The 13,094-nt window shown below is 67.4% G+C and carries 10 protein-coding genes; 4 read left to right on the forward strand and 6 right to left on the reverse strand.

The genetic code is table 11. The features are described 5' to 3' along the window. Positions 1-768 precede the first annotated feature (768 nt). The 3 genes from DIE13_RS05700 to DIE13_RS05710 all read left to right on the forward strand — a co-directional run bounded on the left by DIE13_RS05700 (position 769) and on the right by DIE13_RS05710 (position 2,787). On the forward strand, positions 769-1,515 hold the full coding sequence (locus DIE13_RS05700) for an IS630 family transposase (protein ID WP_233409987.1): 747 nt from the start codon (positions 769-771) through the stop codon (positions 1,513-1,515). Then, positions 1,469-1,714, forward strand: a complete 246-nt coding sequence (locus DIE13_RS05705; RefSeq protein WP_341772182.1) for a penicillin-binding transpeptidase domain-containing protein — start codon at positions 1,469-1,471, stop codon at positions 1,712-1,714. Before DIE13_RS05700 ends, DIE13_RS05705 begins: the two co-directional genes overlap by 47 nt. A 254-nt stretch (positions 1,715-1,968) precedes the next feature. Next, positions 1,969-2,787, forward strand: a complete 819-nt coding sequence (locus tag DIE13_RS05710; RefSeq protein WP_124826228.1) for a multidrug ABC transporter ATPase — start codon at positions 1,969-1,971, stop codon at positions 2,785-2,787. 25 nt (positions 2,788-2,812) lie between these two features. On the opposite strand, the gene DIE13_RS05715 is transcribed toward DIE13_RS05710, so the two are convergent. Then, complete coding sequence (locus DIE13_RS05715) at positions 2,813-3,055, reverse strand: hypothetical protein (protein ID WP_244104696.1); 243 nt, start codon at positions 3,053-3,055, stop codon at positions 2,813-2,815. Between the two features lie 152 nt (positions 3,056-3,207). On the opposite strand from DIE13_RS05715, the gene pip reads away from it, so the two are divergent. Further along, positions 3,208-4,140 (forward strand): prolyl aminopeptidase, encoded by a 933-nt coding sequence (gene pip / locus DIE13_RS05720; RefSeq protein WP_124826229.1) that lies wholly within the window; start codon positions 3,208-3,210, stop codon positions 4,138-4,140. Between the two features lie 72 nt (positions 4,141-4,212). Here pip and DIE13_RS05725 read toward each other — a convergent pair whose 3' ends face one another. From DIE13_RS05725 to DIE13_RS05745, 5 genes are all read right to left on the reverse strand, one after another. Next, positions 4,213-4,485, reverse strand: coding sequence for a hypothetical protein (locus DIE13_RS05725; RefSeq protein ID WP_124826230.1), 273 nt, complete (start codon positions 4,483-4,485; stop codon positions 4,213-4,215). Positions 4,486-4,670: 185 nt separating this feature from the next. Then, a complete protein-coding gene (locus DIE13_RS05730; protein ID WP_124826231.1) occupies positions 4,671-5,759 on the reverse strand; it encodes a transglutaminase family protein in 1,089 nt (362 codons plus the stop codon). Beyond that, positions 5,753-8,359: a circularly permuted type 2 ATP-grasp protein gene (locus tag DIE13_RS05735; protein ID WP_124826306.1), complete on the reverse strand. Its 2,607-nt coding sequence runs from the start codon at positions 8,357-8,359 to the stop codon at positions 5,753-5,755. Before DIE13_RS05735 ends, DIE13_RS05730 begins: the two co-directional genes overlap by 7 nt. Positions 8,360-8,583: 224 nt before the next feature. Next, positions 8,584-12,021 (reverse strand): DUF2126 domain-containing protein, encoded by a 3,438-nt coding sequence (locus DIE13_RS05740; RefSeq protein ID WP_124826232.1) that lies wholly within the window; start codon positions 12,019-12,021, stop codon positions 8,584-8,586. A 93-nt stretch (positions 12,022-12,114) separates the two neighbouring features. Next, positions 12,115-13,092: a transglutaminase family protein gene (locus DIE13_RS05745; protein ID WP_124826233.1), complete on the reverse strand. Its 978-nt coding sequence runs from the start codon at positions 13,090-13,092 to the stop codon at positions 12,115-12,117. Between the last annotated feature and the right edge of the window lie 2 nt (positions 13,093-13,094).

The raw sequence follows: 13,094 nt of genomic DNA on the forward strand, positions 1-13,094 counted from the left end.
TCGTGGGTCCAGATTCGACCACACAAGGATGCTCGACGAGACTGTCTACATCGCCGACAATTGATTTTCATTTCGCAGACGATATCGCACCCATGTTGAGAAGAGAAGTATTCGTCATGTTTCTATGCATGGCTTTGTTCACAGGCAACGCATCTTCAGAACAACCACAGAGGCCACCTGGGCCAGTAATGATGGTCCATTTCGATTTCTACCCCAAGGACCGGGCGCGAATTCGGGCCCTGGAACATCGGCTAGCAAGCGCGATAAAGCGTGCGGGCGTCGGCGAACTTGGCGAGACCGAGTTTCATGTTGACGGCAATGACGGATATTTGTATATGTACGGTCCCGATCCCGATCGACTGTATATGGTAGCGGGACCAATACTGAAATCGTCCAAACTGATGGCCGATGCCGAGGTGACGAAGCATTATCGTACCCGAGCCGAAACGTTCGTAATACACCGGGATAGCATCCGGTAAGGCTTCGACTTTCGAGCGGTCAACGGATCACATGTCGAACTTCCTGGCGGGCCTGCCACACACCGATCAATCATGACGGTTCGCCAACGGAACGTTGTCGGCCCATCATGGGGCGAATCGCGCCGGTCGCCCTCGGCCCTGGCTTTGCTGAGGCGAGAGATACTGCCGTGCGCACCAAATAGTGCGTGGTGCGTGATACGGGCATGAAGACAAAGACTGATGCCCGAAAACCGGATGTCGCGACGCAAGCCCACCTGAGAAGACTCGTGGTGGAAGCGGTTCGAGGGGAATGACGCAGACCGGAGCGGCGTCGACGTTTGGCGTAAGCCTGCGAGCGGTCAGCAAATGGATGAAGTTGTCCAGAGAAGGCGGCGTACGAGCGTTGAAGCCCCGCAAAAAGGGCCGCCGCCCTGGCGGCGGACGGTTGGATGCTCGTCAGGGTAGCCGGATTCGTGGGCTGATCGTGAGCAGGATGCCGGACCATCTGGCGATGCCGTTCTACCTGTGGACGCGCGAGTGCGTCGCGAGCCTGATCGAGCGGGAATATGGTGTCACGGTTTCGCCGACGACAGCCGGGCGCTATCTCAAGGCGTGGGGCACGAGTGCCCGGAAGCCGGTGCGCCGCGGGTACGAACGAAACGATGCGGCGATCGCCCGCTGGCTGAATGAGGACTACCCGAAGCTCGTGAAGGAAGCGACGCAAGAAAAGGCCACCATCCATTGGGGCGATGAAATGGGATTGCGCAGTGACCATGTGAACGGAAAGAGCTTTGCGCCAATGGGCCAAACGCCAGTGGTGCGCGCCACCGGCCAGCGCTTTGGTTGCAACATGATCTCGGCGATCACCAATCGCGGTGAGTTGTCCTTCATGATCTTCGAGGGCAAGTTCAAGAAAGCCGTGTTTATCGAGTTCATGAAGCGCATGCTCAGGCAGGCAACACGCAAAATCTATCTGATCGTCGAGGGGCATCCGGTGCATCGGTCGGTCGCTGGACGTCCATGGAAAAACCGGCACCGGGCTCCCCGCCAACGCTGACGGGTCGGACGGCATGACGCACGGCTGGGGATGGTTCGTCGGATGGGCGCGGCGTGACGGCAAGACTCTTGTGTTCGCGAGACTGATACAGGACGATGGTGCGGGACCGCAGAAAACGCCCGTCGGATTGCGGGCTCGCGACGCGTTTCTATCCGAACGTCACAGCCAGATCGCGCCTCTTGCGTCCTCAAGACGCTGAAATCGTCCGTGCAGCGAGCATCCGCTTCATGTGGCAGCGCACGTCGATGTCGTTTGGGGCAGAGACGTTCGAACCTGCCACCTAGATGAACCTCGCTGCCAGTTGCGATGCCTTCGACTGATGGCCGTTACTCGGTCCACGTCGTCTCGGGCGCCTCAATTAATTTAATGTCCGCTTCGCGGAAAGTTGATCGTCCCTTGTGGGTCAGCAAGCGACACCCACGAAAATCGGTGAAACCCTCTCCCAACGCGACCATGAAAATCCTCCGCTTCGCCCCGCTACTGGCGCTCGCCGCCGCCCCCGCCGCTCAAGCCGCCGAGAACCAGACTTGCGACGACGCAACCCTCGTCGCAGTTGCCCGCTGGGCCGGCATCACGAACGCGCGCCTTGCCGCGCGCGACACGGACCGGCTCGTCGTCGCGTCGGCGTGCAAGGTCATGCCGAACGCGCCGGAAACAACGATCGTGGCTGCCGCATTCGACTCGCTTCCGAAGAGCGAGAACCCGGACGACAGCAACAAGCTGCAGGTCGTCGCGCTCGTCGAGGGTGGCAAGGTCGTGGCAGCCGAACGGTCGGTGGTTCAGGAAGATGTCGTGACGGAGATCGGCGAGCACAGCTATCAAATCGACACGGCACCCTACCGCCTGTCGCCCGACGTGCGGGCGTTCGGCGTCGTATTCACGAGCAGCGCACGCGGGCCGAGCTGCCCCGATGCCGATGCCAGCGAGGAGCTGACGCTGTGGGTGCGCGAAGGCAACCGCATCCGTCCGGTGTTCGGCACCAACCGCTACGGATGGGTCGCCGTCGAAGGTGAAGCCTGCGGCCCGGGCGTCGGCGACGCGAACAGCGAAGAGGCGCGCATGACGATTGCCGTCGAGAAGACTTCGAGCCACGGCCTCGCGGACCTGTCGATCACCGCCCACATCACGAAGACGCAACGCAAGGACGGCAATTATTCCGAGACGGGCAAGCGCACCGCGCGAACGATCGTCCACTACGACGGCAAGACGTATGGGATCGATATGTTCCGAAACTTCTGGTATTCGCCCGCCGCGATGAAGCGCTTCAAGTAAAACCGCGGCGGCCCACCCTGCCCGCCTACTCCACCACTTTCGGTCCGCGCGCCTCGGAGGCCGTCGCAACGCGCCACGCATCGTCATTTACCCGTCGTGCCTCGCGCGCGGCGAAGCGACCCCTCAACCGCAGGAATGGCTTCTCGACGACGAAGTAACTGGCGCTCGCGGCCAGCAGCGCCCACACGATCCCGAGGCGAAGCCAGCGCGAAATACCGGCCGGCAAAACGGGGCCGATCGGCGCGCAGCGGCCGCGATGAATGGGCATAATGACAAGCCTTGTCCGGCGGCGGCCGGTCCGATGCCCACACAACGAATCTTGCGGCGCTGCAATATGCGCTTTCCGTCTTGCGCGTATCGCGCCCGCGCACCGGCCGTGCTGCATCCGCCCTTCTACCGACCCTCAACCGGAGCCAGCCTGTGTACCCACCGATCGAACCCTACGCCCACGGCCACCTCGATACCGGCGACGGCCATCGCATCTACTGGGAGCGCTGCGGCAACCCGGCCGGCAAGCCTGCCGTGTTCCTGCACGGCGGCCCGGGCGCGGGCTGCAGCCCCGACCATCGCCGCCTGTTCGATCCCGAGCGCTACGACATCCTGCTGTTCGACCAGCGCGGCTGCGGGCGCTCGACGCCACACGCGAGCCTCGAGCACAACACGACATGGGATCTGGTGGCCGACATCGAGCGGCTGCGCGAGATGGTCGGCGCGCAACAGTGGCTCGTGTTCGGCGGCTCGTGGGGCAGCGCGCTCGCCCTTGCCTACGCGCAAACGCATCCGCAACGCGTGAGCGCGCTCATCGTGCGCGGCATCTTCACGATGCGTCGCGCGGAATTGCTGTGGTACTACCAGGAAGGCGCGTCGTGGCTGTTCCCGGACCTGTGGGAAGCATTCCTCGCACCGATTCCGGAAGCCGAGCGCGGCGACCTGATGGCCGCCTACCATCGCCGGCTGACAGGCGATGACGAAGCCGCGAAGCTCGAAGCCGCGCGCGCATGGAGCATCTGGGAAGGCCGCACGATCACGCTGTTGCCCGATCCGGCGCTGGCCGCACACTTCGCGGACGGCCACTACGCGCTCGCGTTCGCACGGATCGAAAACCACTACTTCGTGAATCGCGGGTTCGTCGACGAAGGCCAGTTGCTGCGAGACGCGCATCGCCTCGCCGGCATTCCTGGCGCGATCGTGCAGGGCCGCTACGACGTCGCGACGCCGGCGCGCACCGCGTGGGATCTCGCCAAGGCGTGGCCCGACGCGACGTTCGAAATCGTCGCCGATGCCGGGCACGCGTACAACGAGCCGGGCATCCTGAAGGCGCTGCTCGCGGCGACGGACCGGTTCGCCGCATAAGCCGCATAAGCCGCGGTACGACACCACACGGCGCGCTGCAGCCGGCCCTGCCGGCCTGCCCGCGCCGCCCGATCACAGCGCGGCTTCGACAATCGTCCTGCCGTGGATCGCGCGCTCGACGAGCTGTTCGTCCCCGACCTTGCGGATCGCATCGTCGAGCAATCCTTCCGGCTCTTCGGTCGCCACCTTCAGCAGACCCGACAGGCCACGCGCATCGAGCACCACCAGCGTCTCCATCGAATCCGCGCGGCTCACGAGCACACGGCGGAACGCCGGGCCCGCGCCGAAGCTCGCGCAAAGCTCAATCGTCTCGTTGCCGAGCGTGTAATCGAAGTGCTTGATCATGTCCGCCGCCGTTGCAAGGGTATGGCGCCGCGCGACGGCGCGGCGCCATAACGTCGACGCACCCGCGCGTGCCGCCGGCGCCGGATCGGGGTCCGATCCATTCGCCGGCATGACCATGCTAGGCGTGCAGTATTAACGAGGACTTAAACGCCGCAACAGCGCCACCGCGGGCCGATCACGCCGTGTTACGGCGCCTCCTCGTCGAGCGGCTCGACCGTCACGCCGACCTTCAGTTCCTGATCCGCGCCGCCGCCGCGGATCACGCCGCGCAGCGGCGTCACGTCCGCATAGTCGCGGCCGATCGACAGCATCACGTAGTCGTCGCCCGGTGCGCGGTCGTTGGTCGGATCGAGCTGCAGCCAGCCGCCATCCTCCGGCCACGCTGGGTCGTACACGTCGACCCACGCGTGCGACGCATCCGCGCCGATCAATCGTGGCTGCCCTGGCGGCGGCTGCGTGAGCAGATAGCCGCTCACATAGCGAGCGGCAAGCCCGAGCGAGCGCAGCGCGCCGATCATCACGTGCGCGAAATCCTGGCACACGCCCTTGCGCAACCGCAGCGCATCGAGCGCGGTCGTCGTGATGTCGGTACTGTTCGGCGTGTATGCGAAATCGGCGTGAATCCGCCGCATCAGATCCCATGCCGCCTGCACGAGCGGCCGCTGCGGCGTGAAGCTCTCGGCCGCATATGCGGCCAGTTCGGGATCGCACGCCACATGCGGCGACGCGAACACGAATTCGCTCGCGGCATCGTACGGTTGCCCCGCACGAAACCGCAGGCGCTCGCGCACGGCCTCCCAGGCCGTCGCACGTTCGGCATCGGGGTTCGCGATCGCGGGCGGCGGCGCACCGCGTGCCCCTTGCGACCACACTGGGGTCGTCACGCGTACGGTGCTGCGACTGCGCACGAACAGCGTGTCGTGCGGCTGATTCAGCGCGAACGACGCGCGTGCGTTGCCGAATGCGTCGATCTCGGTGCCGACCGCTTCCGGCCTCGGTTCGATCTCCAGCGCGAACGACAGCACCTGCTGGCGCAGCGTCGCGAGCGGCTGCAGCCGCGCCTGATGCTGCGCGGATTCGACGCGCGCGGCGTAACGGTACTCGGTATCGTGCGTCACGCGCAGCAAACGGCCGGGCGCGACGGCAGCCGGCGTGGCCGGCACGGTCGACGCTGCCGGTGTTTTCGACTCGGTGCGTGTCGCCGCCGTCGCAGCCGTGGCGTTGCCGGAACCGGATGCAGGCGGCGTCTTCGCCGTGTGTTTCGGCGTCACCATAGCGTTCTGCCCGCCTCGCGCACGTGACTGAAATAGCGTTCGCCGATCCGGTTCGACAGATCCCACACGGCCTTCACCGTCGTATCGAGCGCTTCGAGCAGCTTGTCGTGCCGGCCGTCATTGCCGGTTTCGCACAGTTCGTGCAGCGACCAGGCAGGCACGTCGGGAATCGTCTCGGCCAGCTCGGACAGCGCATAGCCTTCGCCGCGCTCGACCTTCGTCAGCCGGCCGCGCAGCGCCTGCACGACCCAGCCGAGCGAGCGCGGGTTGTCGGTGTCGAGCACCGCGAGCGACAGCAGTGGCGCGACGTCGAAGCCGCGCTGGAAACGCGAGCGGAACGTGATCGTGCTGTCGAACAGCTCCAGCACGAGTTCGAAGCCGTCCTGCCGGTGCACGGCGCCCTCTTCGAACGCGAACTTCAGCACGCTGCACAGGAAGTCCAGCCGGTCGATCTGCCGGCCGATCGACAGCAGCCGCCAGCCGTCGTCGCGCGTCATGTTGTCGGTCTGCGCGCCGGTGATCGCGCCGAGCAGCAGCCCGAGGCGTTCCAGCAGTTGCAGCGCCTCGTTGCCGATCTGCTCCTCGGCTTCCGGATGATCGGCACTGTCGGCAAAGAGTTGCGTCGCGTCGTCGATCAACCGCCACTGATCGCTCGACAACCGCTCGCGAATCGCGGCGGCCGCGCCGCGCATCCCGAACAGGCAGGATGCGATGCCGGACGTGCGGTCCGCGCCGCGCGTGAGCGACGTCGCGAGCGCATGCTGGAACGCGCGCGGCGCATCGACGGCGTTCGGCGCGTCAGCGGCAATCAAGCCGGTATCGCGGCACAGCGTGTCGATCAGCTCCAGATGGGCGGGGCTGTCGACGTCGTCCTCGCCGCGCAGCCGCTCGAGCGCGGCACGTGCAAGACGCATCAGGTTGGTCGCGCGCTCGGTGTAGCGGCCGAGCCAGAACAGGTTCTCGGCCGCGCGGCTCGCGATCGCGCGCGGGCGCCCGACGAGATCGTCGGGGCCGAGATGCGTCTGCAGCAGCGTCGTCGAATCGACGATGCCTTCGGTCATCACCCACGTATCGACGGTGCTGCCGCCGCTCGGCATCGGCGCATTGAACAGCGTGTCGCGCGTGCCGACCCGCGACAGTCCGCCCGGCAGGAGACGCCAGCGCTGCGCGCCGTCGGCGAACGCGAACACGCGCAGCAGCAGCGGCTTCGGCACGATGCGCGCGCCGCCGTTGCCGTCGTGCGCGTCGTGTCCCGGCCAGGTGGGCGCCTGCGACAGCGGCAGGTCGGCCTGCACCGTGTAATGCTCGGGCCGCGCCAGAATCCGCGCACGCCACTCGGCAAGTTGCGCCTGCGTGAGCCGCGCGCCGATCACCGGATCGAACGCGCCGCCCGCCTGCGCATCGGGCGGATACGAAGGCTTCACGATGCTGCGCGCGAGTTGCGGCAGCGCATCGTCGCACGCGGCTGCCTCGCCGCACCACCACGAATGCACGGCAGGCAGCGTCAGCGTTTCGCCGAGCAGCCCTTCCGCGAGACGCGGCATAAAACCGAGCACGCCCGGCGATTCGAGAAAGCCCGAGCCCGGCGCGTTCGCGAGCAGCACGTTGCCGGCGCGCACGGCCTGCAGCAGCCCCGGCACGCCGAGCAGCGAATCGGGCCGCAACTCGAGCGGATCGAGCCACGCGTCGTCGACGCGGCGCAGGATCCCGTGCACGGGTTCGAGCCCGCGCAGCGTCTTCAGGAATACGCGGTTGTCGCGCGCGGTCAGGTCGCCGCCCTCGACCAGCGTAAGGCCGAGATAACGCGCGAGATATGCATGCTCGAAATAGGTCGCGCTGTGCGGCCCCGGCGTCAGCAGCACGATCCGCGATTTCCTGGCGGCCGGGCTCAGCGCCTGCATGCTCTGCAGCAGCGAACGGTACGCGGACGCGAGCCGCTGCACGCGCAGCCCGCGGAATCCGCGCGGAAAGAGCCGCGACACGATCAGCCGGTTTTCGAGCAGATAGCCGAGGCCCGCCGCGCCCTGCGTGTGCTGTGCGACGATCCGCCATTGCCCGTCGGGCCCGCGCGCGAGATCGAACGCGACGACGTGCAGCCACGTATCGCCCGGCACGCGTGCGCCGCGCATCGCGCGCAGGTAGCCGGGATGCCCGGTCACGAGCGCGGGCGGCAGCAGCCCGCGCTGCAGGATCGTCTGCGGCCCGTACAGGTCGGCCATCGTCGCGTTCAGCAGCCGTACGCGCTGCAGTACGCCGCGCTCGATGGCAACCCAGTCCTCGGGCGTGACGATCAGCGGTAACAGGTCGAGCGACCATGGCCCGACCGCGCCGTCGCCCGCGCGTTGTTCGTGCAGTTGATAGAACAGGCCGTTCTCGCGCATGCGCCGCTGCAACGCATCGGCGCGGCGATCGAGGTCGGCCACGCCGTCGCTGCCGAGCGATGTGAAAAAGCTGCGCCACGCCGGTGCGAGCAGCGGCGCGTTGAGGCCGGCGGCGCTGCCGCGCAGTTCGTCGTAGCGGCCTGCAGCGGCAGGCGCGGCGAGCGCGGCGGCCAGTTCGGCGGCGTCCGGCTGCGCGCCGGTATCGAAGAGCGTGGACATCGCGTCGTCGGCGGCGAGATCGTCGGGGTGAATGGGCGGCACGGGGGTCGTTCCGTCGTCAGGATGCGGCAGCGCCCGCGCGCCGCCGCATCGGCAATCGAACTCGGCAGGCGCGGCGAGCGGGCGCAATCTGCCCGCATCCTAGCACTCCGTCGGGCTCGCCATCGGCCAGCGGGCCGGGAACGCGCGAATGGCGCATCGACATCCGTCCTTTCATCCGGAGATCAGGGCCGTCGCAAGTCGAGCGTGAACGGGAATTCGCGGCTCGGCGCGGCGGCCTCGGCCGTCATCCGTCCCGGCGTGTGTCCCATCGCGACGAAGCGCGCGAGCCGGCGGCTTTCGGCCTCGTAGGCGTTGACGGGAAACGTCGCGTAATTGCGCCCGCCCGGATGCGCGACGTGATACCGGCAGCCGCCGAGCGAGCGCTGCAGCCACGTATCGACGATGTCGAACGTGAGCGGCGCATGCACGCCGATGGTCGGATGCAGCGCCGACGGCGGCGCCCACGCCTTGTAGCGCACGCCCGCGACGTACTCGCCGACGGTGCCGGTCGGCTGCAGCGGCAGCGCGCGGCCATTGACGGTCGCGACGTACCGGTTGTCGTTCAGCCCCGTCATGCGCACCTCGAGCCGTTCGACCGACGAATCGACATAGCGCACGGTACCGCCGCTCGCCCCCTCCTCGCCCATCACGTGCCACGGCTCCAGCGCGCCGCGCAGCGACAGTTGCATCCCGTTCACCGCGATCTGGCCGAACAGCGGGAAGCGGAATTCGAAGTGCGGCGCGAACCACGCGGAATCGAACGCGAAACCGGCGTCGCGCAGTTCCGCCAGCACATCGTCGAAATCCATCCGCAGGAACGCCGGCAGCATGAAGCGATCGTGCAGCGCGGTGCCCCAGCGCGTGAGCGGCGTCGTATACGGCGCGGCCCAGAAGCGCGCGACCAGCGCACGCAGCAGCAGTTGCTGCACGATGCTCATCCGCGCGTGCGGCGGCATCTCGAATGCGCGCAGTTCGAGCAGGCCGAGCCGCCCGGTCGGCGAATCGGGCGAATACAGCTTGTCGATGCAGAATTCGCTGCGGTGCGTGTTGCCGGTCACGTCGATCAACAGGTTGCGCAGCACGCGGTCGACGAGCCACGGCGGCATGTCCTGCCCGTACAGCAGCTTGTTGCGCTGGATCTCGGCAAACGCGATGTCGAGTTCGTAGAGCTGGTCGTTGCGCGCCTCGTCGACGCGCGGCGCCTGGCTCGTCGGGCCGATGAAGAGCCCGGAGAACAGGTACGACAGCGACGGATGGTTGTGCCAGTACGCGATCAGGCTCGCAAGCAGGTCCGGGCGGCGCAGGAACGGGCTGTCGGCCGGCGTCGCACCGCCAAGCACGAAGTGGTTGCCGCCGCCGGTGCCGACGTGCCGGCCATCGACCATGAACTTCTCGCTGGAAAGCCGCGACTGCCACGCGGCGTCATACAGGAATTCGGTCTGATCGACGAGTTCGCCGAAGCTCCTGGCCGGATGAATGTTTACCTCGATCACGCCGGGGTCGGGCGTGACCTGCAGCAGCTTGAGCCGCGCATCGCGCGGCGGCGGATAGCCTTCGAGCACGAGCTTCACGTCGAGCGCGTGCGCGGTCAGCTCGATCGCCGCGAGCAGGTCGAGATAATCCTCGAGCGCGGCCAGCGGCGGCATGAAGATATACAGGATGCCGTTGCGCACTTCGGCGCACAGCGCGGAGCGCGTGATCCACGCGGCCGATTCGAAGCGCTCGGGGCGACGGTGTGCGTCCTGCGCGCCTTGTGCGGTGACCCCGGCACTTGCTCCCGTGCCGTCGTTGCGCCACTGCATGACGGTCTGGGCAGACGCTTCACGATGCACGCCTGCCAGATAGCGCGGCGCATCGGCGGCGCCCGCGTGTCGCGCGCGCAACGCCGCCGCGTCCGGCAGCGCGTCGCGCGGCGCGAACGGATCGCGTTCGACCAGGTACGGATAGTCCGCGCTGCCGACCCACGGCAGCGAATCGAGCGGCAGCCGATAGCCCATCGGCGAATCGCCGGGCACGAGATACATGCGCTCGTCGCGGAAGAACCACGGCCCCGTCTGCCAGTGCGGGCCGTCGAGGTCCGGCCGATCGAGGCCCGGCACCTTCTCCGTGCGCTTGATCGGCAGCACGTAACCGACCACGCTGTCGAGCTGCTGCTCGAACACCTTGCGCAGCCGCGCGCGTTCGAGTTCGTCGTCGAGACGCGAATCGAACGGGTCGACGTTGACGGGCAGCCGGCGTTCGCGCCACAGGTAGTACCAGACGTCCTCGTAACCGGGCCGCACGAATTCGTCGGTCAGCCCGAGCCGCGCGGCCAGCGCGTCGATGAAGCGCTTCGCGTCGCCGGTCGTGCAGGCGGACGGCTCGCGCTCGTCGGCGAACAGCGACGGATCGTGCCACACGGGCTGCCCGTCGGCGCGCCAGAAGATCGACAGCGCCCAGCGCGGCAACTGCTCGCCCGGATACCACTTGCCCTGCCCGAAATGCAGGAAACCGCCCTCGCCGTATTCGGCGCGCAGCCGCTGCACGAGTTCGGTCGCATAACCGCGCTTGGTCGGGCCGAGCGCATCGGTGTTCCATTCGGCGCCGTCGCGATCCTCGATCGACACGAAGGTCGGCTCGCCGCCTTGCGTCAGCCGCACGTCGCCAGCCGTCAGCGCGCCGTCGACCTGCGCGCCGAGCGTGCGCACCGCGTCCCATTGCTGCTCCGTATACGGCTTCGTCACGCGCGGCGATTCGTACACGCGCGTCACCGTCATCGCGTGCTCGAACGAGACTTCGCATTCGTCGATCAGCCCTTCGACCGGCGCCGCGCTGGTCGGCTGCGGCGTGCACGCGAGCGGGATATGGCCTTCCCCGGCGAGCAGGCCCGACGTCGGGTCGAAGCCGATCCAGCCCGCGCCCGGCAGGTAGACCTCGCACCACGCGTGCAGGTCGGTGAAGTCGACCGACGTGCCGCTCGGGCCGTCGAGCGCCTTCACGTCGGGCGTGAGCTGGATCAGGTAGCCGGATACGAAGCGCGCGGCGATGCCTAGATGGCGGCATAGCTGCACGAGGAGCCATGCGCTGTCGCGGCACGATCCGGATGCGAGTTCAAGCGTTTCTTCGGGCGTCTGCACGCCCGGTTCCATCCGCACGAGATAACCGATGTCGCGCTGCAACTGCTGGTTCAGCGCGACGAGGAAGTTCACGGTGCCGGCCGGCGTGCGGTCGACGCCGTCGACGTATGCACGGAACAGCGGTGCGGCACTCGTTTGCGGATCGCATGCGAGATACGGCGCGAGTTCGGTCTTCAGCGCGTCGTCATAGCTGAACGGGTATTGCTCCGCACTCGCTTCGAGAAAGAAGTCGAACGGGTTGTACACCGACATCTCGGCGACCAGATCGATCGTGATCTCGAAGTGCTCGGTGCGCTCCGGAAACACGAGCCGCGCGAGATAGTTCGAGAACGGATCCTGCTGCCAGTTGATGAAGTGCTGCGCCGGGTCGACCGTCATCGAATACGCGACGATCGGCGTCCGGCAGTGCGGCGCGGGCCGCAGCCGCACGATCTGCGGGCCGAGGTTCACGGGCCGGTCGTAGCGGTAGCGGGTGGTGTGATGCAGCGCGACGTGGATGGGCATGGGGAAGCCGCTCGGTTCGGGTTGGGCCGCCCGCGCGCGCCGCGTCGCCGCTGCTGCGGCGGCACGGCACGACGGGTTCGGCGAAAGTACGTGTCAGACCAGTTCCGGCGACTGCACGACGCTGATCTCGACGCCGACGGCGCACGCGCCGAGCCCCGTGACCGGCTGCGCATCGCGATAGTCGAGGCCGACGGCGATGCGCACATAGCGCTCGTCCGGACAGCGGTTCATGAACGGATCGAAGCCGACCCAGCCGAGCCCTTCGACATAGGCCTCGGCCCATGCATGGCCGGCCGGCTGCTGCCTCAGCGCAACGCCCTGCTGCTGCGCGGCGAGCGCCGCGTGCGGCGCACCCTGCGACTGCGCGGCATGCGACGCGCCGAGCGCCTGCTGCATGCCATCGCCGCTCTGCAGCGCGAGTGCTTCCTCCGCGTCTTCGCCGCCGGCACTCTGCTTCGCGTCGGCGATGCGCTGCATCGCGCTGTCGGCGAGCACGTAGCCGGAGATATAGCGCGCGGGCACCTTCAACGCACGCGCGGCCGCGATGAACGCGTGCGCATGGTCGCGGCTCGTGCCCTCGCCGTTTTGCAACGCGGTTTCGGCATCGACGGGCGCGTCCGCCGCCAGGTTCGGCGCGTAGGCGATGCGACCGTGCACTTCCGTCATCAGCCAGTGCAGCGCATCGAGGCTGTGCGGCTCGATCGGCAGCGCCTGCGCCAGCTCGCGCACGAGTTCGCCCGCTTTCGTGAGCGCGGTCTCGCGCTCGAAGATCCAGGGCGGCGCATAACCCTCCGGATTGCCGACGATGCCCGCACGATCCTGTGTTTCGACGACGCCGGCGGCGACCACGACGATCTCGTGCTTCGCACCGCGCTCGTGACGCACGAGATCGATCCGGTTGCCGAGCCCGTCCGCATACGACAGCGTCGGCTCGACGCCGTCGATCGTGACCTGCCACGCGCGCACCGTCTGCCCGGGCCCCGATTGCGGGCGCAGCCGCAGCCGTTGCAGCGCATGGGTGGCTTGATCGTCGAACTGATAACGCGAAATGTGTCGAATGGCGAGTCGCATGG

Origin of the sequence: Burkholderia sp. Bp9016 (genome assembly GCF_003857765.1) — a bacterium.
Classification (GTDB): Bacteria; Pseudomonadota; Gammaproteobacteria; order Burkholderiales; family Burkholderiaceae; genus Burkholderia.

What these genes read in the sequence shown, in the direction of transcription:
- DIE13_RS05735 (WP_124826306.1), bottom strand. Translation starts at nt 8,359, where the DNA reads ATGTCCACGCTCTTCGATACCGGCGCGCAGCCGGACGCCGCCGAACTG.
- DIE13_RS05700 (WP_233409987.1), top strand. Translation starts at nt 769, where the DNA reads ATGACGCAGACCGGAGCGGCGTCGACGTTTGGCGTAAGCCTGCGAGCG.
- DIE13_RS05730 (WP_124826231.1), bottom strand. Translation starts at nt 5,759, where the DNA reads ATGGTGACGCCGAAACACACGGCGAAGACGCCGCCTGCATCCGGTTCC.
- DIE13_RS05715 (WP_244104696.1), bottom strand. Translation starts at nt 3,055, where the DNA reads ATGCCCATTCATCGCGGCCGCTGCGCGCCGATCGGCCCCGTTTTGCCG.
- DIE13_RS05745 (WP_124826233.1), bottom strand. Translation starts at nt 13,092, where the DNA reads ATGCGACTCGCCATTCGACACATTTCGCGTTATCAGTTCGACGATCAA.
- DIE13_RS05710 (WP_124826228.1), top strand. Translation starts at nt 1,969, where the DNA reads ATGAAAATCCTCCGCTTCGCCCCGCTACTGGCGCTCGCCGCCGCCCCC.
- DIE13_RS05725 (WP_124826230.1), bottom strand. Translation starts at nt 4,485, where the DNA reads ATGATCAAGCACTTCGATTACACGCTCGGCAACGAGACGATTGAGCTT.
- DIE13_RS05740 (WP_124826232.1), bottom strand. Translation starts at nt 12,021, where the DNA reads ATGCCCATCCACGTCGCGCTGCATCACACCACCCGCTACCGCTACGAC.